General features: G+C 54.3%; 24 protein-coding genes. 13 read left to right on the top strand and 11 right to left on the bottom strand.

Annotation, left to right across the window (positions count from 1 at the left end; genetic code table 11):
- Positions 1-141: 141 nt before the first annotated feature.
- Positions 142-375: a hypothetical protein gene (locus tag EAW52_RS07750; protein WP_010795213.1), complete on the top strand. Its 234-nt coding sequence runs from the start codon at positions 142-144 to the stop codon at positions 373-375.
- A 389-nt stretch (positions 376-764) separates the two neighbouring features.
- Complete coding sequence (locus EAW52_RS07755) at positions 765-1,319, top strand: DJ-1 family glyoxalase III (RefSeq protein ID WP_019366336.1); 555 nt, start codon at positions 765-767, stop codon at positions 1,317-1,319.
- Positions 1,320-1,357: 38 nt separating this feature from the next.
- On the opposite strand, the gene EAW52_RS07760 is transcribed toward EAW52_RS07755, so the two are convergent.
- Positions 1,358-1,678, bottom strand: a complete 321-nt coding sequence (locus tag EAW52_RS07760; RefSeq protein WP_010795211.1) for a DUF3509 domain-containing protein — start codon at positions 1,676-1,678, stop codon at positions 1,358-1,360.
- A gap of 270 nt (positions 1,679-1,948) precedes the next feature.
- Here EAW52_RS07760 and EAW52_RS07765 point away from each other — a divergent pair, with 270 nt between their 5' ends.
- Genes EAW52_RS07765 through EAW52_RS07775 form a run of 3 tightly spaced genes read left to right on the top strand, consistent with a single transcriptional unit; the run spans position 1,949 to position 5,666 of the window.
- Positions 1,949-2,476, top strand: a complete 528-nt coding sequence (locus EAW52_RS07765; RefSeq protein ID WP_010795210.1) for a (2Fe-2S)-binding protein — start codon at positions 1,949-1,951, stop codon at positions 2,474-2,476.
- Positions 2,473-3,462, top strand: coding sequence for a xanthine dehydrogenase family protein subunit M (locus EAW52_RS07770; RefSeq protein WP_122042009.1), 990 nt, complete (start codon positions 2,473-2,475; stop codon positions 3,460-3,462). Before EAW52_RS07765 ends, EAW52_RS07770 begins: the two co-directional genes overlap by 4 nt.
- Positions 3,459-5,666 (top strand): xanthine dehydrogenase family protein molybdopterin-binding subunit, encoded by a 2,208-nt coding sequence (locus EAW52_RS07775; RefSeq protein WP_122042010.1) that lies wholly within the window; start codon positions 3,459-3,461, stop codon positions 5,664-5,666. Before EAW52_RS07770 ends, EAW52_RS07775 begins: the two co-directional genes overlap by 4 nt.
- Positions 5,667-5,727: 61 nt before the next feature.
- On the opposite strand, the gene EAW52_RS25880 is transcribed toward EAW52_RS07775, so the two are convergent.
- The 4 genes from EAW52_RS25880 to purM form a co-directional block, all read right to left on the bottom strand.
- Complete coding sequence (locus EAW52_RS25880) at positions 5,728-5,898, bottom strand: hypothetical protein (protein ID WP_162997604.1); 171 nt, start codon at positions 5,896-5,898, stop codon at positions 5,728-5,730.
- Between the two features lie 219 nt (positions 5,899-6,117).
- Complete coding sequence (locus tag EAW52_RS07780) at positions 6,118-6,834, bottom strand: DUF3108 domain-containing protein (protein WP_122042011.1); 717 nt, start codon at positions 6,832-6,834, stop codon at positions 6,118-6,120.
- A 12-nt stretch (positions 6,835-6,846) separates the two neighbouring features.
- Positions 6,847-7,497: a phosphoribosylglycinamide formyltransferase gene (gene purN / locus EAW52_RS07785; protein ID WP_122042012.1), complete on the bottom strand. Its 651-nt coding sequence runs from the start codon at positions 7,495-7,497 to the stop codon at positions 6,847-6,849.
- Positions 7,497-8,555, bottom strand: coding sequence for a phosphoribosylformylglycinamidine cyclo-ligase (purM, locus tag EAW52_RS07790; RefSeq protein WP_122042013.1), 1,059 nt, complete (start codon positions 8,553-8,555; stop codon positions 7,497-7,499). The genes purN and purM overlap by 1 nt, the downstream gene beginning before the upstream one ends.
- A gap of 293 nt (positions 8,556-8,848) precedes the next feature.
- Between purM and EAW52_RS07795 the strand changes: the two genes are divergently transcribed.
- From EAW52_RS07795 to hda, 3 genes are all read left to right on the top strand, one after another.
- Positions 8,849-9,913: a DUF2066 domain-containing protein gene (locus EAW52_RS07795; RefSeq protein WP_122042014.1), complete on the top strand. Its 1,065-nt coding sequence runs from the start codon at positions 8,849-8,851 to the stop codon at positions 9,911-9,913.
- A 113-nt stretch (positions 9,914-10,026) separates the two neighbouring features.
- Positions 10,027-11,118, top strand: a complete 1,092-nt coding sequence (locus EAW52_RS07800; RefSeq protein WP_122042015.1) for an AI-2E family transporter — start codon at positions 10,027-10,029, stop codon at positions 11,116-11,118.
- The gene (hda, locus tag EAW52_RS07805) at positions 11,115-11,819 is read left to right on the top strand and encodes a DnaA regulatory inactivator Hda (protein ID WP_010795201.1); all 705 of its coding nucleotides are present in this window, start codon (positions 11,115-11,117) and stop codon (positions 11,817-11,819) included. Before EAW52_RS07800 ends, hda begins: the two co-directional genes overlap by 4 nt.
- A 35-nt stretch (positions 11,820-11,854) precedes the next feature.
- On the opposite strand, the gene wrbA is transcribed toward hda, so the two are convergent.
- Together wrbA and arsC are read right to left on the bottom strand one after the other, a co-directional pair.
- Positions 11,855-12,457 carry an NAD(P)H:quinone oxidoreductase gene (gene wrbA, locus EAW52_RS07810; protein WP_122042016.1) on the bottom strand — a complete coding sequence of 201 codons (603 nt, stop codon included), beginning with the start codon at positions 12,455-12,457 and terminating at the stop codon, positions 11,855-11,857.
- Positions 12,454-12,807 (bottom strand): arsenate reductase (glutaredoxin), encoded by a 354-nt coding sequence (arsC, locus tag EAW52_RS07815; RefSeq protein ID WP_122042017.1) that lies wholly within the window; start codon positions 12,805-12,807, stop codon positions 12,454-12,456. The genes wrbA and arsC overlap by 4 nt, the downstream gene beginning before the upstream one ends.
- A gap of 118 nt (positions 12,808-12,925) precedes the next feature.
- Between arsC and EAW52_RS07820 the strand changes: the two genes are divergently transcribed.
- From EAW52_RS07820 to EAW52_RS07830, 3 genes are read left to right on the top strand one after another with little or no spacing between them, the layout of a single operon-like run.
- On the top strand, positions 12,926-14,176 hold the full coding sequence (locus tag EAW52_RS07820; protein ID WP_122042018.1) for a YihY family inner membrane protein: 1,251 nt from the start codon (positions 12,926-12,928) through the stop codon (positions 14,174-14,176).
- Positions 14,173-14,637, top strand: a complete 465-nt coding sequence (locus EAW52_RS07825) for a TlpA disulfide reductase family protein (protein WP_122042019.1) — start codon at positions 14,173-14,175, stop codon at positions 14,635-14,637. The genes EAW52_RS07820 and EAW52_RS07825 overlap by 4 nt, the downstream gene beginning before the upstream one ends.
- The gene (locus EAW52_RS07830; RefSeq protein ID WP_019366325.1) at positions 14,634-14,909 is read left to right on the top strand and encodes an acylphosphatase; all 276 of its coding nucleotides are present in this window, start codon (positions 14,634-14,636) and stop codon (positions 14,907-14,909) included. Before EAW52_RS07825 ends, EAW52_RS07830 begins: the two co-directional genes overlap by 4 nt.
- 13 nt (positions 14,910-14,922) lie before the next feature.
- On the opposite strand, the gene EAW52_RS07835 is transcribed toward EAW52_RS07830, so the two are convergent.
- The 3 genes from EAW52_RS07835 to EAW52_RS07845 form a co-directional block, all read right to left on the bottom strand.
- Positions 14,923-15,870, bottom strand: coding sequence for a hypothetical protein (locus EAW52_RS07835; protein ID WP_122042020.1), 948 nt, complete (start codon positions 15,868-15,870; stop codon positions 14,923-14,925).
- Positions 15,871-15,878: 8 nt separating this feature from the next.
- Positions 15,879-17,594: a proline--tRNA ligase gene (locus EAW52_RS07840; RefSeq protein WP_122042021.1), complete on the bottom strand. Its 1,716-nt coding sequence runs from the start codon at positions 17,592-17,594 to the stop codon at positions 15,879-15,881.
- A 158-nt stretch (positions 17,595-17,752) separates the two neighbouring features.
- The gene (locus tag EAW52_RS07845) at positions 17,753-19,054 is read right to left on the bottom strand and encodes an OprD family porin (protein ID WP_122042022.1); all 1,302 of its coding nucleotides are present in this window, start codon (positions 19,052-19,054) and stop codon (positions 17,753-17,755) included.
- Between the two features lie 382 nt (positions 19,055-19,436).
- Between EAW52_RS07845 and EAW52_RS07850 the strand changes: the two genes are divergently transcribed.
- Complete coding sequence (locus EAW52_RS07850; RefSeq protein ID WP_122042023.1) at positions 19,437-19,868, top strand: HIT domain-containing protein; 432 nt, start codon at positions 19,437-19,439, stop codon at positions 19,866-19,868.
- Positions 19,858-20,064, top strand: a complete 207-nt coding sequence (locus EAW52_RS07855; RefSeq protein WP_122042024.1) for a SlyX family protein — start codon at positions 19,858-19,860, stop codon at positions 20,062-20,064. Before EAW52_RS07850 ends, EAW52_RS07855 begins: the two co-directional genes overlap by 11 nt.
- 42 nt (positions 20,065-20,106) lie before the next feature.
- On the opposite strand, the gene EAW52_RS26785 is transcribed toward EAW52_RS07855, so the two are convergent.
- Entirely contained in the window at positions 20,107-20,733 is a 627-nt protein-coding gene (locus tag EAW52_RS26785; RefSeq protein ID WP_122042025.1) for a cold shock domain-containing protein, read from the bottom strand.
- Between the last annotated feature and the right edge of the window lie 54 nt (positions 20,734-20,787).

The raw sequence follows: 20,787 nt of genomic DNA on the forward strand, positions 1-20,787 counted from the left end.
ATTGAGGTTGCCAGGAGGGCTGGAGGCCGCGCCATTGCTGAGGTTTTGCCCTTCAAAAACAGGTGCATTTGGTCGGGTTTTGATTTGTCAAGGAGGAGTTTTGAGTTACTGTATGCGTGTACAGTATCAAGGGTGTTCGTAATGCAGAATGATCTTTTCCACTCTGATGAAATCCTGCTTGAACTGAACCTGCGCCAGGAAAATGAACTGCTGCGTAAAGAGCTTGAGCAGCAGAAGCACACTATCGAAGGACTGAACGAGTCATACGCTGAGGCGCTGGCACGTATCGAGCAACTTCAGGCGCGTCTGGGGCTATGGTCGCCCAGCTTGCGTGGTCGTAAAACATCCAGAACGCTGCATCAAGCCGGCGTTTAAGTGACCTTGTAACCTACAGGGTCACCATAAATAACCAACCTACCTGTTGAGCTGGGGCGTCACGGCAGAGCCTGCGACGCCTTTTCTCTTAAAGTAAAGTAATACCAGCCCATAATATTAAGGCACAATGATATTCACAAACTTTGCTTATGACAGGCGAGCAGGAAGGAGTATGTAGTTGCAGTGGGCCGACTTATCTTGCGAGTAGTACAAACAAGGCTCGACTTTTGCCGGACGCTCTGGAATGGCGAGTTTAGCTGCAGTATGAATGGCAGCGATTGATTTTATTCCTGCCGATCTCCTCAACGAAGGTAACAAACTGAACCGTTTGTTGTTTTTAGAACCTATGCTTTGCACTAAGGTATGCGTGTCTGACAGCAGGAGGTTCCATGATTCGCGCTTTGCTTGCCGTTGCGGACGGTAATGAGGATATCGAAACCGTTACGCTGATTGATGTACTGCGTCGTGCTGGCATCGAGGTACTGGTAACCAGTATCGAGGCGCGTCGCCAGATTACGCTGGCCAGAGGTACCCGCTTGATGAGCGATGTGACCTTACTGGAAGTGCAGGCCATGAGCTTTGATCTTATTGTCTTGCCTGGCGGCATGCCAGGCGCTCAACGGTTAGCCGATTGCACGGCGCTGCGCCATTTCATGCGACGGCATGTAGAACAGGGCAGACTCTACGGAGCGATTTGCGCTGCGCCTGCTGTCATTCTCGAACCCTGGGGGTTGGTCGAGGGTAAGCGTATAACCTGCTACCCAAGCTTTATCGAGCAACTCGAGCAAGGGCAATATGTCAACGAGCCCGTCGTAGTGGATGGCCGTTGTGTCACTAGCCAAGGCCCCGGTACAGCCCAGCTGTTTGCTCTTGAGCTGGTCAATCAGCTTGTGGGTAAGGAACAGCGCGACACCGTTGCAGAGGCGTTGCTGACACCCTTTTGATAGCACGTTCCGTGCGCCGTCGTGGGTCAACGGCGCACCTAGGCAGTGCCATCGGAAGCCGCACCTTGCCGGCCAATTGATGGCGTAAGTGCCTGATCATTGGCCGGCTCCGAAAGCGCTTTCATCACCGAAATCCCTTGGCCTGCGTCAATGGCCAGCCCAAACCGTATGGTGTCGATTACGCGCTGAACCCTTGCCGGGTCTGCCAGTTGTTCCGCTGTGATGATTCGGCGGATTTTCGAGCCTTTCTGGTCGGTCAGTACCAGCGTGACGCTGCCTTCCAGATTTTCGATCAGAAAATTGATACTGAAATCCGCCTCGAACGCTTGTGCAATGGATTGCAAGGGACTCATTGCCATAGTGCTTTTCCTCACTGCCTTCACGTACCGCTCAAACACCATGAAGGCTGTGCAAAAACCGAGCCTTCAGGCGAAGCCTTTTATATCTGTAGTGAATAACGGTTTCTGGTCGAGCATCGCACTGAGTCCTCCATCACATCTTGCCATGGGTTTGTGCTGAACCCTTGACGGAAGCTTTCAGTCGTATTCCTGAAATAGACATCCAATCGATGCCTTTCATGAAAAAAAGAGTGACCTCAGATCACTCCCCTTTACGACCGTGAGGCCTTTATGAATGCGACCCCTGCTCGCCAGCTTCGGCCCGACGCCGGTGCTGATACCCATACGATTTCCCTGATCATCAACGGTAAACAGCATGAGCTGGCCGTCGAGCCGTGGACGACATTGCTTGATCTGCTACGCGAACACCTGGACATGACCGGTACGAAGAAAGGATGCGACCATGGACAGTGTGGTGCCTGTACCGTATTGGTCAACGGAACCCGCATCAACTCCTGCCTGAGTCTGGCCGTCATGCAGGACGGCGCTGAAATCACAACTATCGAAGGCCTGGCCAACGGCGATGAGTTACATCCCATGCAGGCAGCCTTCGTTGAGCAAGATGCCTTCCAGTGCGGTTATTGCACACCGGGGCAGATCTGTTCTGCCATTGGCATGATCAAGGAAGGCAAGGCGCAGACGCGTGATGAGATTCGTGAGCAAATGAGCGGAAACCTGTGCCGTTGCGGTGCTTACAACAACATTCTGGCGGCTATCGAGCAGGCCATGCCTGCCTGCAAGGGAGGGCCACGGGAATGAATCGCTTCAGTTATTCAAAACCCCAGCAAGTCACCGATGCCATCCAGCAGTTAAGTGACACGGGGCGGTTCATCGCCGGTGGGACCAACCTGCTCGACCTGATGAAGGAAAACGTGGCACGCCCCGACCAGCTGGTCGATATCAATGCGTTGCCCTTGCGTGAGATCGAAACGACGCAGGCCGGGGGCTTGCATATCGGGGCGTTGGTCAAGAACTCGACGGTTGCCTACCATCCTGATGTCGAGCGGGTGTATCCCTTGCTCTCTCAAGCCATTCTGGCGGGTGCCTCGGCCCAGCTGCGCAACATGGCGTCCACCGGGGGCAATCTGCTCCAGCGCACGCGTTGTTATTACTTCTACGATATCGGCACGCCCTGCAATAAGCGCGAGCCGGGCTCAGGCTGCGGGGCGCTCAATGGCCAGAACCGCATCCATGCCGTTCTGGGGCACAGCGATCAGTGTATCGCCGTCCATCCATCCGACATGGCCGTTGCGTTGGCTGCGTTGGAGGCCTTGGTTCATGTGTCAGGGCCTGAGGGTGACCGCGTGATTCCGATGAGCGAGTTTCACCGTTTGCCTGGTGATACACCGCATCTGGACACCAATCTGGGGCAGCATGAACTCATTACTGCTGTTGAGCTGCCTCCCAGAGGATTTGCTGAGAACTATGCCTACGTCAAGATCCGTGACCGAGCGTCCTATGCTTTTGCGCTTGTCTCGGTTGCCGCGGCGCTGGAGCTCAATGGCGACAACATAGGCACAGCCCGTATTGCCTTGGGAGGTGTGGCCCATAAACCCTGGCGTAAACCTGAGGCTGAAGCATTGCTGGCAGGCAAGCCGGCTACTGAAGAGAACTTTCGGGCAGCTGCAGAATTGCTCATGCAGGGAGCTCAGGGGTTCGAGCACAACAGCTTCAAAATTGAATTGGCCAAGCGCGCCATTGTGCGTGCCTTGAGCGAGGCTGCTTCAGGAGTAAATGCTAAATGACAGCTTATCTAGGAAAGGCCGTTTCTCGGGTCGATGGGCCACTCAAGGTAACTGGCAAAGCCCTTTATGCCGGTGAGTTCGGTACAGCCGATCTTTGCACCGGCTATGTCGTCAACAGCTCGGTAGCCAAGGGCCGCATCCTGAGCATCGATACCCAGGCAGCGCTCAATGTTCCGGGTGTTCTGGATGTAATTACCCATGAAAACCGTCCCGAGGTGGCATCGTATAACGAAAGCTACACCGATATGGACGCCGCAGATGGCAAGCACTTTCGTCCTCTCTATAACGACCGAGTCCTGTTCAACATGCAGCCGGTTGCGCTGGTGGTGGCAGAAAGCTTCGAAGCTGCTCGCTATGCGGCTTCGCTGATTCGAGTGGATTACGAAGCCGAGCCGCATCAGGCTGACATCTACGCTCAGCGTGGCAATGCCCATAAGGCGCCTACGCCCATGCCGCCAGATCGCGGCGATGCCGATAGCGCCTGGGCGAGTGCACCAGTCAAGATCGAGGCGGAATACCATTCGGCCGCCGAGTTTCACAATCCGATGGAGATGCATGCCTCTACGGTCATTTACAACACGGATGGCAAGTTGACCGTCCATGACAAGACGCAGGGCGTACAGAACAGCGCTCAGTTTATTTCCAACATCTTTGGCCTGCCTGATGGAGATGTACGTGTCGTAACCCCCTTTGTGGGTGGCGCCTTTGGTTCTGGTCTGCGTCCACAGTATCAACTGGTACTGGCGACCATGGCGGCGCTTAAGCTCAAGCGTTCCGTTCGTGTAGTGCTGTCCCGCGAGCAAATGTTCTCGTTCGGTCATCGCCCGGAAACCATCCAGCATTTCCGGCTGGCGTGTGACCAGGAAGGCAAGCTGGTTTCGACTATCCATGAAGTAGTAGGCGAGACTTCAAGCTTTGAGGACTTCACTGAGATGGTCGTGGTCTGGTCCGCTTCGCTCTATGGATGCCCTAACGTGCGGCTGGATTACAAGCTGGCTCCCCTTGACCTCTATACACCGCTGGACATGCGTGCACCGGGCGCTGTGCTAGGTGTCTATGGCCTTGAATCCGCGATGGACGAGCTGGCCTACGCGGCCAACATTGATCCATTGGAGTTTCGTATCCGCAACTTCACGGATGTCGATCCTGCCTCCAACAAGCCTTACTCAAGCAAGGAGTTGCTCGAATGCTACCGCCAGGGTGCCGAACGGTTTGGCTGGTCCAAGCGTAGTCACGAACCACGCTCAATGCGCGATGGCAAGCAGCTGGTAGGGTGGGGAATGGCAACCGGTGTCTGGGAAGCCATGCAGAATCCCGCCAGTGCCAAGGCAGTGATCAACATCGACGGTAGCCTGGTCGTCTCCAGCGCTACAGCTGATATCGGTACGGGTACCTATACTGTCATGACCCAGATCGCAGCGGAAATCTTCGGCCTGCCTCTGGAAAAGGTTACATTCAGATTGGGCGACTCGACTTTGCCCAAGGCGCCCCTGGAAGGGGGATCGTTTACCGTTTCTTCTGTTGGCTCCGCCGTTAAGCAGGCATGCGAAACCCTTCAACAGCAACTGCTCGATCAAGCCAAGGAAGAGGATCAATCGCCCTTCAGCAACCTTGAGTTGACCGACGTCGTTTTCGAAAATGGTGAAATTTGCATCAAGGCCGCACCTGCCGAGCGAATCAAGATCGCTGATCTCTTGAAAAAGGGGGGGACGCCAAGCATGGAGGCTTCCGCCAGTGCCTCGCCTAAGAAGGAGCGGGACGATTACACAACGGCTACCCACTCTGCAGTGTTTGTGGAGGTCAAGGTCGACGAAGACTTCGGTACGATTCAGGTTAGCCGGATGGTCAGTGCCATTGCAGCGGGGCGCGTCTTGAGTCTCAAGCCAGGACGAAACCAGATCCTGGGCGGAATGGTCTGGGGGATTGGCATGGCCATGCAGGAAGAGGGAATGCTTGATAAGGATCTGGCCCGCTGGATGAACCACAACATTGCCGAATACCATTTTCCGGTAAACGCCGATGTGCATGATCTGGATGTCATCTTTGTCGAAGAGCACGACGAGATTATCAATCCGCTCGGTGCAAAGGGGATAGGCGAGATCGGTATCGTAGGGGTTGCGGCGGCTATCGCCAACGCGGTCTATCATGCAACAGGCAAGCGTATTCGCGATCTGCCAATTACCCTGGATAAGGTTTTCGAATAAAACGACTGATCAAAAAAGCCCGCCTCTGACAGGCGGGCTTTTTTATGGATACTGCTTTAAATCAACGCTGACTTTCTTCTTCGATCTGCGCTTTATACGCGACCGCATCGGCCTCGGAATGATAAATGCCGACTAAATGGCCTTCCTGGTGAACGTCCCAGACAGACAAACCCAGTGAGCGGGCTTCCTGAGACATATGGTTTTCGTCGCGTTCAGTCACTGTAATGGTCATTGTCTTTCTCCTTGGTTAAAAGGGCACGCAAGGCAGCTAACAACTCGATCATTGATCAATCAGGAAAAGAGACCAAGCTGATTGTTTGCAATAATCTGTTACATTTATAGCGACAATATGTCGCAGGTTCAACAGGCGGCACGTCCTTTTGCAAAAACACAGGCAATAAAAAACGCGTCTACCTTTCGATAAGACGCGTTTTTAGAGATACCAGGCGATTTAGCCTTGCTGACCTTTTACCGGCTTGCCATCAACAGAGCCGTCTTCCAGCATGATCTGGTATTCCTTGCCATCGGTTTCCATCTGATACAGGCGGACCAGCAGGTAATCCCAGTTCTTCGCAAACCACAGTTCAGTCTTACGGTTGCTCTTGGTGGGGTCTCGAACGCGCTCGACCTTGATGGCATCAACCAGACCCACCTTGGTGCGCACGCGCTCCTCGCCAATTACGCGAAAGTCGTAAGTATCGATCTCATCACCGTCGACCACTTGGTAGCTCATGCTTTTCTTGCCGTCTGCCACATCATGCTGCAAAAGCAGCTGGTAAGTGGACTTGTCCACCAGACCACGGTCCAGCGGCAGGTTGACCGAGTCGCCTTTTTCAGTGCCGGTGACTTTCTTCGCGGTCCAGTCAAAGGTCAGCTTGCTTTCACGGCTTTTACCCAGGCCATGGCGTGAATAGCTATAGCTCGTGGGCAGGAACGTGTCGCCTTCATAGCGGAACGTACTGGCTTCGGTCAGGCCCGCCACCAGCATGGAGGCACTGAATTCAAGTTTCCAACTGCCATCCTGCTGTTTTGTCAGGTGCCGCTCAGCTGAGCCACTCATGGGCATCTGCTTCCAGTCGGCGGTATAGCTGGCATCAAAGGGTTTAAGGTCGAACGCATGGGCGGGCAGGGCCAGCGCAAATGCGATCAGGCACAACAATCGTCGCATGGGATATTTCTCCTAGGATCGAATGACATGTCCGGTAGCCGGCAGCGGCTGGGCATCCAGTTCAGCGCCTCGCTCAGTCAGCCGTAAGCGCCCTTGGGCGAACCAGCTGACAGCCAGAGGATAAATTACGTGTTCCTGTCCGTGAACGCGCTGGGCCAGGGTTTCCGCTGTGTCACCAGGATGAATGGGAACGACGGCCTGTACAACAACCGGGCCGCCATCAAGCTCTTCCGTAACAAAGTGAACACTGCAGCCATGCTCCAGATCGCCTGCATCCAGCGCACGTTGATGCGTACGCAGACCGGTATAGCGTGGCAACAGGGAAGGGTGAATATTGAGCAGCCGGCCTCGGTAATGGGTCACGAAGCGCTCCGTCAGGATACGCATGAAGCCGGCCAGGACCAAGAGGTCTGGTTCAAAGCGATCAACCAGCTCGACGAGGGCAGCGTCGAACGCCTCCCGATCAGCGAACTGTGTATGGTCAAGAACCTGCGCCTCGATGCCCGCTTGGCGAGCACGCTCCAATCCGTAGGCATCCGCACGGTTGGAAACCACCGCGCGGATCTGGATGGGCGCCTCCGTGCTGGTCGAGGTATCGATCAGTGCCTGCAGGTTGCTACCGGCACCTGAGATCAATACCACGACATTACAACGTGCAGGCATCAATGCGTCTTCAGGTTGTTCAGTACAACGCGAGGAGCGCTTTCATCGCAGGCGGCGATCTGACCGATTACCCAAGGCTGCTCGCCCGCATCGCGCAACGTGTTCAGCGCCTTCTCAACGTGCTCCTGCGCGACGCAGATGACCATGCCAACACCGCAATTCAGCACGCGATGCATTTCTGTCTCGTCAACGTTCCCCTGCTGTTGCAGCCAGTCGAATACGACCGGACGTGTCCAGCTCTCCACGTCGATGACTGCCTGCGCGTTTTCAGGCAGAACGCGCGGAATGTTTTCGAGCAGGCCGCCACCAGTGATGTGGGCCATCGCTTTCACGGTGCCGGTGTCCTTGATCAGCTTGAGCAGGGGTTTGACATAGATACGCGTCGGCGCCATCAGAAGGTCGGTCAAAGGTTTGCCGTCGAGCTGGATGCTTTCGATATCCGCCCCTGCAACCTCGATGATCTTGCGGATCAGGGAGTAACCATTGGAGTGCGGGCCGGAGGAGGGCAGCGCGATCAGCGCATCGCCGGTCGCTACCTTGGAGCCGTCGATAATCTCGGCCTTTTCCACCACGCCTACGCAGAAACCAGCCAGATCATAGTCTTCGCCCTCGTACATGCCGGGCATTTCGGCAGTCTCACCCCCTACCAGCGAGCATCCTGCCTGCTCACAGCCTTCGCCGATACCGGTCACTACCTGAGCCGCGACATCAACGTTCAGTTTGCCGGTGGCATAGTAGTCCAGGAAGAAGAGTGGCTCGGCGCCACAGACAACCAGGTCATTTACACACATGGCAACAAGGTCGATACCAATGCTGTCATGCTTTTTCAGATTCATTGCCAGACGAAGCTTGGTGCCGACACCGTCCGTACCTGAAACCAGAACCGGCTGCTTGTAACCGGCCGGGATTTCACAGAGGGCGCCAAAACCACCGAGGCCGCCCATGACTTCCGGGCGGGCAGTACGCTTGGCGACGCCTTTGATACGTTCAACCAGGGCTTCGCCTGCGTCGATATCCACTCCGGCGTCCTTGTAGCTCAACGAGGGTTGCTTGCTCATGAATCCAGGCCTTTTAAAAATGCTGCGAAACAGGCTATGCCGCGGGCACAGCTTTTGAGAGGCGGCGATTTTACCAGAAGCAATCGAGAAACGGCGCTTCCTGACGAGGCACTGTTGGTCATCGAATGACCTTGTCAGGCTTATTCAGCTTTTATTCAGTCATAAAGGAGCCTTTTGGCATAAAGCGCGGTCTGATTTCACCGTGATGCTGCACATAACCTGCCCTCAGGCTTGCCGACGGGCAGGGCGCCTTTTAAGGTATGCCTCTTCGTTCCTGCTTGCCGAGACTCTACATGCGTCGTTTTGCCTTTCTGCTTACGCTCTGCCTACCCTTGCTGAGCCAGTCTGCTTCAGCAGCCTTGGTGGAAGGCCTTTATCAGGTTCGCGAGCCCGTTGCCTCCCAGCAGCCCTCAGAGCGCGACGCTGCGCTGGGGCGTGCCCTGCAGGATCTGGTGGTTCGCTTAACTGGCGATGCGAATGCCGCTCAGAGCTCTGCCTTATCCGAGTCGGTAAAAAGCCCACAGCAACTGATTACCCAGTACAGTTACGATGCCGGTCCGCCAGCCGTGCTGGTCGTCAATTTCGATCCGGCATCCGTCAACCGCACCCTGACGCAGGCGGGGTTGCCTATCTGGGGAGCCAATCGCCCCTCTGTGATGACGTGGTGGTTGAACGATTCTGATGGTGGTAGTGCCCTGGTGGGTGACAGCCAGCCTGCGGCAGCCCCTTTGCAAAGGGCCGCTCAGGACAGTGGCCTGCCGCTCGTCCTGCCCTTGGCAGACCTCAGTGAACAGCTGGTCGGTACTGCCGAAAATATTGATTCCGGCAAGCCAGATGCCCTGCGTGAGGCTTCCAAGCGTTATAGCAGTGATGTATTGCTGGCGGTTCATGCCAGGCAATCGGGTAGTTCCTGGCAGGCTCAATGGCGGATGTGGCAGGGGACCAACTCGGCACAGGGCAATGCGCAGGGAGCCGATCTGGATGCCCTGGCCAATACTATCATGCATGAGCTAAGTACACGTCTGGCCAAGCAGTTCATTACCAAGCCAGGTTCTACACAAGCACTGACACTGGTAGTAGATGGGGCCAATTTCGAGCGCTACTCTCAGCTGCAAAAGCTGCTGGAGCCCATGGGTGCTCGGTTGCTCAAGGCAAAGAATGGACAGCTTCGCTATCAGCTGACCGCTAACCCGGATCAACTTCATGCACAGTTAGGCCTGGCCGATCTGGAGCAATCTTCTGCACCGGTCGATGCCAACGCGCCCGTTGCGGCACCGGACACCCAAGCTGCACCAGGCGCTTCACAGCCGCCCGCACCTGCGCCAGCACAACAGGTGCTCTATTATCGCTGGCATTGATCGGGTCCGCTAAAGAGAGACCTTACCGCAGGCCGATCATCAGACACTCCCAAGCCGCCTGGCCTTCGCCTGGCGGCTTTCTTTATGCACAAATTATTTAGCGAGAAACGAACATGACGACACGCCGCTGGTATGTCATTGGCGGGCTGGCCGTTTTGCTGTGGCTGCTGCACTCGGTGCAGCCTATTCTGTCTCCCTTTCTGATCAGCATGTTACTAGCCTACCTGGGTGATCCATTGGTAGATCGGCTGGAGCGGCTGGGGCTCTCCCGCACATTGGCTGTGCTTACGGTATATCTGGCCTTCCTGCTGGTTCTGCTGGGCATGCTGCTTGTCATCGTGCCCATGCTGGTCAGGCAGTTCATCCGTCTCTACGAGTTGATGCCTGCCATACTCGACTGGCTTCAGTTCACCGCATTGCCATGGATTCAGATCAAATTCGGTCTTGCAGACAGCTTCTGGCGCTTCGATCGTATCAAGGCGGTGCTGACCAGCCATCTGGATCGTACCGGTGATATCGTCGGTATCGTTCTCGCCCAGGCAACGTCTTCCAGTCTTGCTTTACTGGCCTGGATCGGAAACACGTTGTTGATCCCGGTCGTAAGCTTTTATCTGTTACGCGACTGGGATGTCATGGTTGGCAAGCTCAGGGGCCTGCTCCCGCGTCGACACGAAGGTTTGGTGACTCGGCTGCTGGGTGACTGTCATGAGGTACTGGGCGCCTTCCTGCGCGGACAGTTGATGGTCATGCTTGGCCTTGGAATCATCTATGCCGGTGGGCTGATGTTAGTAGGGCTTGAGCTGGGCCTGCTGATTGGTCTGCTGGCGGGAGTGGCCAGCATTGTCCCGTATATGGGATTTGCGGTTGGCATCACGGCAGCCATGGCTGCTGGATTCTTCCAGTTTGGCCTTGATTGGTATCCGCTGCTGGGCATTCTCGCGGTATTTGTCTTCGGACAAATGATCGAAGGTATGGTGCTGACACCGCTGCTGGTGGGTGATCGTATTGGCCTACATCCCGTTGCGGTCATCTTTGCCGTTCTGGCGGGTGGTCAACTGTTTGGTTTCAGCGGTATTCTTCTCGCATTACCCGTAGCCGCCGTCTTGATGGTTCTGCTGCGTCATATCCATGATTTGTATAAACTTTCCGACCTTTACTCCAAACCCGGTCGACCTGAATCCAGCGAGCCGCCAGACACGGCATGAAACCGATACAGTTACCCTTGGGTGTGCGTTTACGCGATGACGCTACCTTTGCCAATTATTATCCCGGTGCAAATGCGGCGGCGCTGGGTTATGTCGAGCGCCTATGCGAGCTGGACGCAGGTTGGGCTGAAAGCCTTATCTACCTCTGGGGAACGGAAGGCGCCGGGCGTAGCCATTTGATGCAGGCTGCCTGCCTGCGGTTTTATCAGATGGGTGAGCAAGCCGTTTATCTGCCAATGGCCGAGCTTTCCGGGTATGGAACCGCGCTGTTTGAAAATCTCGAACAGTGCGAGCTGGTTTGCCTGGACGATCTGGATGCCCTGGCAGGCAAGCGAGAATGGGAAGAGGCGATGTTTCATCTCTTCAATCGTGTGCGGGATGCCGGAAAGCGGCTCTTGCTGTCTGGCTCCAAGCCTCCACGGTCATTGCCTATCAAGCTTCCGGATCTCAAATCACGGCTTACCATGGCATTGGTCTTCCAGCTTCAGCCGCTGTCTGATGAAGACAAGCTGCGCGCGCTGCAGCTGCGCGCCTCTCGACGGGGTCTGCACCTGAACGAAGAAGTGGGACGCTATATCCTGACGCGTGGTTCTCGGAGCATGAACTCCTTGTTCGATGTGCTGGAGCGCCTGGATCATGCCTCTCTGCAGGCCCGGCGCAAGCTCACCATTCCGTTCGTCAAGGAAATCATGGATTGGTGAGCCGCTACCTGTTTACGGCGCTGTAGCTAAGCACTTCAGCGGCGTGACTCCAGTTGCAGGGCTGTGGTTGCAAGGCGCTTGCCTAGCGCACGGCACAGCGTGATCTCATGTTCATCTAAGGCCCGCTTGCCATCGGTTCCGGCAAAGTGGCTGGCACCATAAGGTGTGCCGCCGCCTTTGGTTTCAAGCAGGGCGCTTTCGCTGTACGGCAATCCGGTTACCAGCATGCCGTGATGGAGCAGAGGCAGCAGCATGGAGAGCAGCGTGCTTTCCTGACCACCGTGCAGACTTGCAGTGGAAGTAAAGACCGCGGCCGGCTTTCCTACCAATTCGCCTGTCAGCCACAAGCTGTTCGTGCCATCCAAAAAGTACTTCAGCGCCGCTGCCATGTTGCCGTACCGCGTAGGGCTGCCCAAAGCCAGGCCGCTACAATGCCGCAGATCATCAAGGCTGGCATATAGCGCGCCTTCCTCTGGGATTTCCGGTGCGGTTGCTTCACATACTGTCGACACACCCGGAACGGTCCTGATACGTGCCTCCAGGCCGCCCATTTCCACACCGCGGGCAATCTGCTGAGCCATCTGGGCTGTAGCACCATGTCGGCTGTAATAAAGCACCAGGATATAGGAAGCACTCATGGCAGTATCTCCAGAACCTTTTCTGGCGGACGGCCAATGACCGCCTTGTCGCCTACGATGAAAATGGGGCGTTCAATCAGTTTCGGATGATTCGCCATGGCCTCAATCAGTCTGTCTTCCGAGAGGGTTTCATCTGCCAGACCAAGCGCTTTGTATTCCTCTTCGCCGGTACGCAGAAGTTGACGAGCCGGAATGCCCAGTTTAAGCAGAATACCCTTGAGGTCTGCGGCAGTAGGGGGCGTTTCAAGGTAGCGAACCACATGCAGGTCCAGCTTTGTTTCCTGCAGCAATTCGAGAGCGCTACGGGACTTGGAGCAACGAGGATTGTGGAAGAGTATCGATTCGCTCATTGAAAAGGTCGCATCGTTGTGGAGGTGACGGCTATTCTAACGGGCCTCCGGTGGTCTGAACGAGCGTTGTGCCGGGTAATTGGATTCAAGACGATTCACGCATGGTTGAGGAAATAGAATGCGTCAGCGCCTGAGCGACACATTTGAATGGGGCCGTTTCCTGGTCAAACGCTTTCTTGGCGATCGAGCGCCCAACAACGCGGCGGCCTTGACCTACACCACCCTGTTTGCCGTCGTTCCCATCATGACGGTGACCTTTGCCATGCTCTCTGCCATTCCCGCCTTTCAGGGAACAGAAGAGCAGATTCAAATATTCATCTTCCATAACTTCGTCCCTTCGACCGGCGAGACCCTGGAGGAGCATCTGCGTGGATTTATCGAGCAGGCCCGCCACTTGACATGGCTAGGCGTCGCGCTGCTGGCAGTAACGTCCCTCACCATGCTGGTGACCATTGAAAAAACCTTCAATGACATCTGGCGGGTTTCCCAACCTCGTCGAGGCATGTCCAGTTTTCTCCTGTACTGGGCGATTCTCAGTCTGGGGCCTCTTTTGTTAGGCGCAGGCTTTGCAATCAGTACGTATATCGCGTCGCTGTCCATGATGTCCGGTCGATACGCAGTCATGGGAACAGCCGTGCTGCTCAAGTTCATGCCATTATTTTTCAGTATGGCTGCCTTCACCTTGCTCTATGCCGCAGTACCAAACACGCGTGTTCCGCTCAAGCATGCATTGGTTGGAGGCATCTTTACGTCAGTGCTATTCGAAGCGGCTAAGTCACTATTTGGCTTGTATGTCATGTTTTTCCCGGGCTACAAGCTAATCTACGGCGCTTTTGCGACCATTCCGCTTTTTCTGGTCTGGGTTTACGTATCCTGGCTGATCGTTCTTTTTGGCGCTGAGTTGGTGTGCAACCTTTCTTCCTCTAAGCAGTGGCGCCGACAGCCAATCCCTACGTTTCTTGTCTTGCTGGGCGTACTTCGTGTCTTTCTGGATCGGCAACAGACAGGCGCCTCGCTCGATCTTGTCGAGCTCCAGAAAAGCGGCTGGAAATTGCCTGAGGATCAATGGCAACCCATTCTGGATTTTCTCAAGAAAGAGAAACTGGTGTGCCACACCAGTAATGGAAGATGGGTGCTCTGCCGGGATCTCAACACATTCACCCTGACGCAATTGATGGAAAAGAGCCCATGGCATCTACCAGAGATCGATCGTCTTCCTGAGGTCGAGCGCTGTACAGGTGACTGGTATCCTCCTCTGATTGAAGCGCTTAAACAGCTTCATGAGCAACGTGAGCAACTTCTGGGCGGCAGTCTCGCCAAGTGGCTGAAACCTGAAGCCAAACCAGTATCTTCCATGGAGTCAGCATGATTACTAAAGCGTTACGTGGCGGCCTGCTTGCCGTCAGTTTCTTGTTGGCAGCCTGTACGCCGGATTACGGAAATGACCAGTATGGCCATAAAATCGACAACGCTCAGCTGGACGGGCGGTGGTTGGTCATTAATTATTGGGCAGAGTGGTGCGGACCCTGTCACAAGGAAATCCCCCAGCTCAATGCCTTGGCCAAAACCAATGCTGAGATAAGGGTGCTAGGCGTTAACTACGATCACCAGCAGGACGATGCACTGCGTGAGAGTGCAGAAACGATGGGTATTCAATACGCCGTCTTCCAAAAGGATCCTGCCAAGCATTTCGATCTGCCGGTCAGCAATGTCCTGCCAGCCACCTATCTTGTTGACCCTCAAGGCCGTTTCAGGGAAAAGCTTGTAGGGGAGCAAACGGCTGCGGTCATACAGGCACGTATCGCTGAGCTGGAGAAGCAGTCACCATGAGCAGTCAGGCAAGGCATATCCACGTCGACGGACGGGTACAGGGCGTCCGTTATCGAGAAAGTGCCCGGGAAGAGGCAGAGCGCCTAGGTATCACAGGGTGGGTAAGAAACCTGGACGATGGGCGTGTCGAGATAAAATGTGAAGGCGAGCCAGAAGCGCTGGAGCAGTTTCTGGCATGGCTTCGTCATGGCCCCGCACAGGCGAATGTCAATCAAGTCCTGGTTCAGGATCATGCGCCATTGGGGCTTGGTAACTTTACAGTATGGCGCTAACAGCCATAGATGCTTACTGGCTGATGGTCTTGGGTGTTCCGGTTGCTTTGGCTAATGCAGTGACAAACTCATTTTGCAGCTCCGGATCATTGTGGGTCAGCTCGATCAGGTTCTGTTCCAGTTCGCTGGATTCTTCCTCCAGGCCTAGTTCAGACAAGCGCTTTACACGATGAACCCAGCGAGTCACATCGTCCTCTTCAAGGTCATCATAAATAAGCTCATGGGCCTCCAGAAGTTTGCTACGCAGGCTGCGGCTTACCGTCAACGTGCGCTCGGCTTTGGTCTGGTCTTCAGGGTCGATAACCGTAATATCCAGCTTGCCAACACCGCTGATGTCATGACCTGCAAAAGGGTCTTCCAGCAGGTTCAGACGCAAAAAGCCGTTTTGATCGGTCAGCAGCTCATATCGAGCCTTGCCCGCCTTGACTTCAACGGGGCGCTCAGCCCAGGGAAGGCTGGTGTATTCGACGCGTTTATCGAGCTGCTTTTCATCAATGCTGGCCAGGTTCTGCTCGGAGCGCCCATTGGACGCCACATTCATGAACGGGTTAAGGCCGTCCAGCCCATAGACGACCAGTCCGTGGGTTGCGCTTTCAGGAAGGCTGCCGAGAAGGGGCACATTAAGAATATTGGCGCCTATGCCCGCCACGAGTGTTACAGCCCCTAGCGGAACCTCATAAAGCTCCCGCCAGGGCTGGTAAGGCGTATAACGATCGTAATGACGTGTTACTTCAAAGTCAGTCACTTCATAACGATGTTGATCAAGCACCTTGATTCGTCGCTGTGGCAGTTCGAGCACTTCTTTTTCACCGGCATTGATTTGTAGGCTGTGTTCAATCAGCTTGCGATCGACGCGCTCCTCATGCTCGCTGCGCTGCGGTAAATGATTGGCGCAACCAGAAAGCACCGTCACGCTGACAAGCGTGACGGAAAGGAGAAAAGAAGGGCTTCTTACAGGCATGGCTTGGCTCAACGATTAATGCGTGCTTTCAAAAATGGCAGCAATTCATTGATCGGCACATTCTGGTTGTCCTGCTCGCGGCGTCCTTTGTACTCGTAAGTACCTTCAGCAAGGCCGCGATCACCTACTACGATCCGGTGAGGAATACCGATCAACTCCATATCTGCAAATTTGACGCCAGGACTCGTCTTTTTGTCACGATCATCCAGCAGGACTTCATAGCCGGCAGCAGTTAGCGCCTGATAAAGTTGATCCGTTGCTTCCCGTACGCGCTCGTTTTCATACTTCAGAGGAACCAGCGCAATGTGGAAGGGGGTAAGCGCATCGGGCCACAGGATGCCGCGCTCATCATGATTTTGCTCGATGGCTGCCGCGACAACACGAGACACGCCGATACCATAGCAGCCCATGGTGAGCTTGACGGGCTTTCCTTGTTCGCTCAGGACGGTCAGGTTCATTGCTTCGCTGTACTTGGTGCCAAGCTGGAAAATATGACCGACCTCAATGCCGCGTTTGATGACCAGGGTGCCCTTGCCGTCGGGGCTGGGATCGCCTGCCACCACATTGCGCAGATCAGCGACCTCAGGCAGCGGCAGGTCACGCTCCCAGTTCACTCCAAAATAGTGTTTGTCATCAATATTTGCACCTGCTGCGAAGTCGCTCATCATGGCAACCGAGCGATCGATGACGCAAGGCATTGGAAGATTCAAAGGACCTAGAGAGCCAGGGCCTGCGCCAATGGCTGCACGAACTTCCGCCTCAGTAGCAAATTCGAGAGGGGAGGCAACAAGTTCGAGATTGGAGGCCTTGATTTCGTTCAGCTCATGATCGCCACGAATGATGAGCGCAACGAGCGTGTCTTCTTCCACGCCATGTACGATCAATGTCTTGATCGTCTTCTCAATCGGCAGATTGAAGTTCTCTACCAGTGCCGCGATAGTTTTAGTGTCTGGTGTATCAACCAGGCGAAGCTCTTCAATAGCCGCGCCGCGTGAAGTTTCACGGGGTAGCGCTTCAGCCTTTTCAATGTTGGCTGCGTAATCGGAGCTGTCACTGAAAACGATATCGTCTTCGCCGGAGCTGGCCAGTACATGGAATTCATGGGAGCCGCTGCCGCCAATGGAGCCGTTATCAGCTTGAACAGGACGGAAGTTCAACCCGAGTCGGGTGAATACGTTGCAGTAGGCCTGATACATCCGATCATAGGTTTCCTGCAGCGACTCCTGGGTCATATGGAAGGAGTAGGCATCCTTCATGACGAACTCACGTCCACGCATCAGGCCAAAGCGAGGGCGAATTTCATCGCGAAACTTGGTCTGGATTTGGTACATGTTGATCGGAAGCTGCTTATAGCTGTTGAGCTCGTTGCGCGCCAGATCTGTAATCACTTCCTCATGGGTTGGGCCTACGCAAAAGTCGCGCTCATGACGATCCTTGAGGCGGAGCAGTTCAGGGCCATATTGTTCCCAACGGCCTGATTCCTGCCACAGCTCGGCGGGCTGAATGGCTGGCATGAGTACTTCCAGAGCGCCGGCCGCATTCATCTCTTCGCGTACAACAGTCTCGACCTTGCGTAATACACGCAGGCCCAGCGGCAGCCAAGTATAGAGGCCGGACGCCAGCTTGCGGATCATGCCGGCGCGTAGCAGGAGTTGATGACTGATGACAGTGGCATCAGAAGGCGTTTCTTTCAGGGTAGAGAGAAGATACTGACTAGTACGCATGAGGGCAGGTCTTTTCTGATCAGCGAAAACTGCATTGTACGGTGGGCTTTCTTAGCCGTACAGGCGAGAGGGGCAAGCACTAGAGATAAGTGGGTGTGATAGGAAAAGTAAAATGCCCGGCATGGCCGGGCATTTTGGTATTGCTGAGGAGTTCTGTATTACAGAATGCTTAGTGGGTACTCCACCATCAGACGGAACTGGTTGGTATCAGCATCAGCATAGTCGCTGTTGGCTCGGTGGAAAGCTTGACGTGCGCGAATCGAGAGATCCTTGGCAGGACCGCTTTGAACAACGTATTTGGCCTCCAGGTTCCACTCGTGGTGCTTACCATCTTCTCCGTACTGTCCTGCATAGGCAGAGCCGTTGCCAGTGTTGGTGCCGTCAGCATCATAACCTTTGACATAACGAGTCATAAAGCTCAGGCCAGGAACGCCATAGGATGCCATGTTGATATCATAGCGGGCTTGCCAGGATTTTTCGCCAGGACCGTTAAAGTCGGAAACATGAATCGAGTTTGCTAGGAAAATCGAGTCACCGCCGCTGTTTTCTTCGCCAACACCTACATAGTCAAATGGAGTGTCACCATGGACTTTTTGATAGGCTAGAGTGAATGTATGAGCACCTAGCGAGTAAGCGGCAGCCAACGACCATGTGGTGTTGTTAATGGAGCCTGCATCTGCGCGACCTTCATCCAATGTGCGGTAGAGGTTGAAATCGAATGTCAGCGCCTGCTGATCACTTAGGGGAATGGCGTAGTTCACGTTGCCATAATACTGGCGCCAGATATCTTCGAATTCAGAACCGTAAAGGCTAACGCTTAGGCCATCAGCCAGATCATAGCTGCCGCCTAGGTAGTCCACGTTCTTGGCTTCAACGCTGGCATATGCTGCGTATAGAGGCTCACGGTTACTTTGCCCGCGAGGACCTGTACCTGAAGTAAAGTGTCCCGCTTCAAACTTAAGACCTTCGATTTCACTGCTCAGCAGGTTAAAGCCTGTGGCTGTTTGCGGGAAAATCCGGGAGCCGCCGATAGCAAATACCGGAGCGGTCGGTGCCATCTGGCCATATTTCAAGACGGTGTTGGATACACGCAGCTTAACCGCCCCGCCTACGTGCTCCCAATCGTCAGGCGATTTACCGTCGTCGTGAACCGGAACGTTACCTGCACCACCAAAGCGCTTGTCGAGTTTCAAACCAATATTGGCGAAGAGATCGACACCAAAGCCGACTGTGCCCTGTGTAAAGCCGGATTGGAAGTTAGTCAAAAGTGCATGTGACCAGTCACGACCATCACCTGCGCCGTTCTTGCCGTCATGATTGAAGTAGTAGTTGCGGTTGGTCAGCGTCAGGCTGCTGTCTTCAATAAAGCCTTTGGACTCAGACTGCTGACTGGCGAATGCCATCTGGGTCGTCCCTGCCGCTACGGCGAGGGCGATGACGCTCCACTTCATCACTTGCATTATGATTGCTCCTTTGGATTGAAATATCAGTCATCGTTAAACGTGACTGGTTGTTCTTGTTGGTGCCAACTTATAGCACTCTAGTGTCAGGCTTGAAAGTTCCCATCGAATTTTTATGGGCGCTTTCTATAATTTTTTAGAATCAGAAAGATGCCTTATCAACCTCATCCGGATTGATAAGAGTTCCTCCTGATAAGATGCTCGAACGCTAAGCAAAGAGTGTGCACAAAGTGCCATCAGCACGTTATCAGGTAGATAATCAATGACTTGCACTCGGTGCATGCACACTTTTGAGGCGCACTCTTTCAGATGAAAGGCGTGGCTGAACTGCTTTGGTGCAAGGACGTCAATGTCCGTCCCGTTTTTAGTTAGGAAGGTAACTATGTTTGATCTTGATGAGCGCCTTGGGGCGGATACTGTAGAGGTAAGCGATTTACCGTTGTGCAAGTTGCTTTTAATGAAGGATGCCAACTATCCATGGCTGATCCTTGTACCCCGGCGATCTAATATCAGCGAAGTATTTGAGTTGTCGTTAGAGGATCAGATGCAACTGATGAAGGAGTCGTCATACGTTGCACAGCGTTTAAAAGACTACACCCAGGCGGCAAAGATAAATGTCGCCACATTGGGAAACATAGTTAAGCAACTTCATATTCATATAGTGGCTCGTTTTGAAGAAGACTTAGCGTGGCCGGGCCCTGTATGGGGTAAAGGACCTGCAAAAGCCTATAGTGAAAGCGAGCTTGAAAAATGCCTGAACGACCTCAAGTCCCTTTTTGCCGAAAAGTGGGAGGGTGACAAGCATGACGGTTGAAGAGCGAATCAACGAGTTGGAAATGCGACAAGCGTTTCAGGACGATCTGATCCAGACCTTGAACGATATTATTGTCGAGCAACAGAGAGCGCTGGATCGAATGAAGCTGCAGATCGAAGAGCTTGCGAGAAGGCAAGCTGAGATCGCGGTTTCGCAAGGGGCGATCGAGGACGATGCTCCGCCACCTCATTATTGATGTTGATAGAGGCGGCTCCCAAAGGAGCCGCCTTTGAACGGGTCAACGTGCAAACGATACTGTCACGTCTTCTGCCTGAAGTCCCTTGTCACGCTGAATAACAGAAAACTCGACACGCTGGCCCTCTACCAGGACGCGATGACCTTCGCCCCGAATAGCTCGAAAGTGAACGAAAATATCGTCACCTTGATCGCGTGAAATGAATCCGAATCCCTTCGAGGTGTTGAACCACTTTACAGTGCCTATTTCACGGCCCTCTGCAGGAAGTGCATCCTGTACGTTGTGTCGTGTCTTCCTGTGCTTGTTGTAACTGCCTGTCTTGGACGATTTAAAGGCTGCAAACAGCTTGACCAGCGTTGCAATCATTGCAATCGGCAGGCTGATGCTGACCAGGGGCGGTAGGCCAGGAAAGGCATCAGGAGCCAAGAGTTCCAATGCTTGAAGGCATGCAGCTGCTATCAGCAGCGTTGAGGTGATGGTTTGCGTAGCTCCCTTATTTTTGCTGCTGACGGAAGGGGTCGTAATCAGCAAGAGAAGACCAAGAAAAGCCATGTGCAAGGCTTCATGATGATGAAAAAAGCTGGGTTTATCTGCTTGTAGAGAGGAAACCACGGCTATCGAAAGTGCAATCGCACCAGACGCGATGTGAACAAGTGTAAGCGTATTCAATGATGTCACCTTGGAGAAATAGCAAGTCGATCGCTGTTGTTGCCTGAAACGCGT

Origin of the sequence: Pseudomonas sp. LTJR-52, from assembly GCF_003691465.1 — a bacterium.
Classification (GTDB): domain Bacteria; phylum Pseudomonadota; class Gammaproteobacteria; order Pseudomonadales; family Pseudomonadaceae; genus Chryseomonas; species Chryseomonas luteola.

Coding starts and splice junctions, on each gene's coding strand:
- EAW52_RS07820 (WP_122042018.1), top strand. CDS start 12,926: ATGCGTCAGCGCCTGAGCGACACATTTGAATGGGGCCGTTTCCTGGTC.
- EAW52_RS07770 (WP_122042009.1), top strand. CDS start 2,473: ATGAATCGCTTCAGTTATTCAAAACCCCAGCAAGTCACCGATGCCATC.
- EAW52_RS07830 (WP_019366325.1), top strand. CDS start 14,634: ATGAGCAGTCAGGCAAGGCATATCCACGTCGACGGACGGGTACAGGGC.
- wrbA (WP_122042016.1), bottom strand. CDS start 12,457: ATGAGTGCTTCCTATATCCTGGTGCTTTATTACAGCCGACATGGTGCT.
- arsC (WP_122042017.1), bottom strand. CDS start 12,807: ATGAGCGAATCGATACTCTTCCACAATCCTCGTTGCTCCAAGTCCCGT.
- EAW52_RS07760 (WP_010795211.1), bottom strand. CDS start 1,678: ATGGCAATGAGTCCCTTGCAATCCATTGCACAAGCGTTCGAGGCGGAT.
- purN (WP_122042012.1), bottom strand. CDS start 7,497: ATGCCTGCACGTTGTAATGTCGTGGTATTGATCTCAGGTGCCGGTAGC.
- EAW52_RS07800 (WP_122042015.1), top strand. CDS start 10,027: ATGACGACACGCCGCTGGTATGTCATTGGCGGGCTGGCCGTTTTGCTG.
- EAW52_RS07855 (WP_122042024.1), top strand. CDS start 19,858: ATGACGGTTGAAGAGCGAATCAACGAGTTGGAAATGCGACAAGCGTTT.
- EAW52_RS07850 (WP_122042023.1), top strand. CDS start 19,437: ATGTTTGATCTTGATGAGCGCCTTGGGGCGGATACTGTAGAGGTAAGC.
- purM (WP_122042013.1), bottom strand. CDS start 8,555: ATGAGCAAGCAACCCTCGTTGAGCTACAAGGACGCCGGAGTGGATATC.
- EAW52_RS07840 (WP_122042021.1), bottom strand. CDS start 17,594: ATGCGTACTAGTCAGTATCTTCTCTCTACCCTGAAAGAAACGCCTTCT.
- EAW52_RS07750 (WP_010795213.1), top strand. CDS start 142: ATGCAGAATGATCTTTTCCACTCTGATGAAATCCTGCTTGAACTGAAC.
- EAW52_RS07845 (WP_122042022.1), bottom strand. CDS start 19,054: ATGCAAGTGATGAAGTGGAGCGTCATCGCCCTCGCCGTAGCGGCAGGG.
- EAW52_RS07765 (WP_010795210.1), top strand. CDS start 1,949: ATGAATGCGACCCCTGCTCGCCAGCTTCGGCCCGACGCCGGTGCTGAT.
- EAW52_RS07825 (WP_122042019.1), top strand. CDS start 14,173: ATGATTACTAAAGCGTTACGTGGCGGCCTGCTTGCCGTCAGTTTCTTG.
- EAW52_RS07835 (WP_122042020.1), bottom strand. CDS start 15,870: ATGCCTGTAAGAAGCCCTTCTTTTCTCCTTTCCGTCACGCTTGTCAGC.
- EAW52_RS07755 (WP_019366336.1), top strand. CDS start 765: ATGATTCGCGCTTTGCTTGCCGTTGCGGACGGTAATGAGGATATCGAA.
- EAW52_RS07775 (WP_122042010.1), top strand. CDS start 3,459: ATGACAGCTTATCTAGGAAAGGCCGTTTCTCGGGTCGATGGGCCACTC.
- EAW52_RS07795 (WP_122042014.1), top strand. CDS start 8,849: ATGCGTCGTTTTGCCTTTCTGCTTACGCTCTGCCTACCCTTGCTGAGC.
- hda (WP_010795201.1), top strand. CDS start 11,115: ATGAAACCGATACAGTTACCCTTGGGTGTGCGTTTACGCGATGACGCT.
- EAW52_RS25880 (WP_162997604.1), bottom strand. CDS start 5,898: ATGACCATTACAGTGACTGAACGCGACGAAAACCATATGTCTCAGGAA.
- EAW52_RS07780 (WP_122042011.1), bottom strand. CDS start 6,834: ATGCGACGATTGTTGTGCCTGATCGCATTTGCGCTGGCCCTGCCCGCC.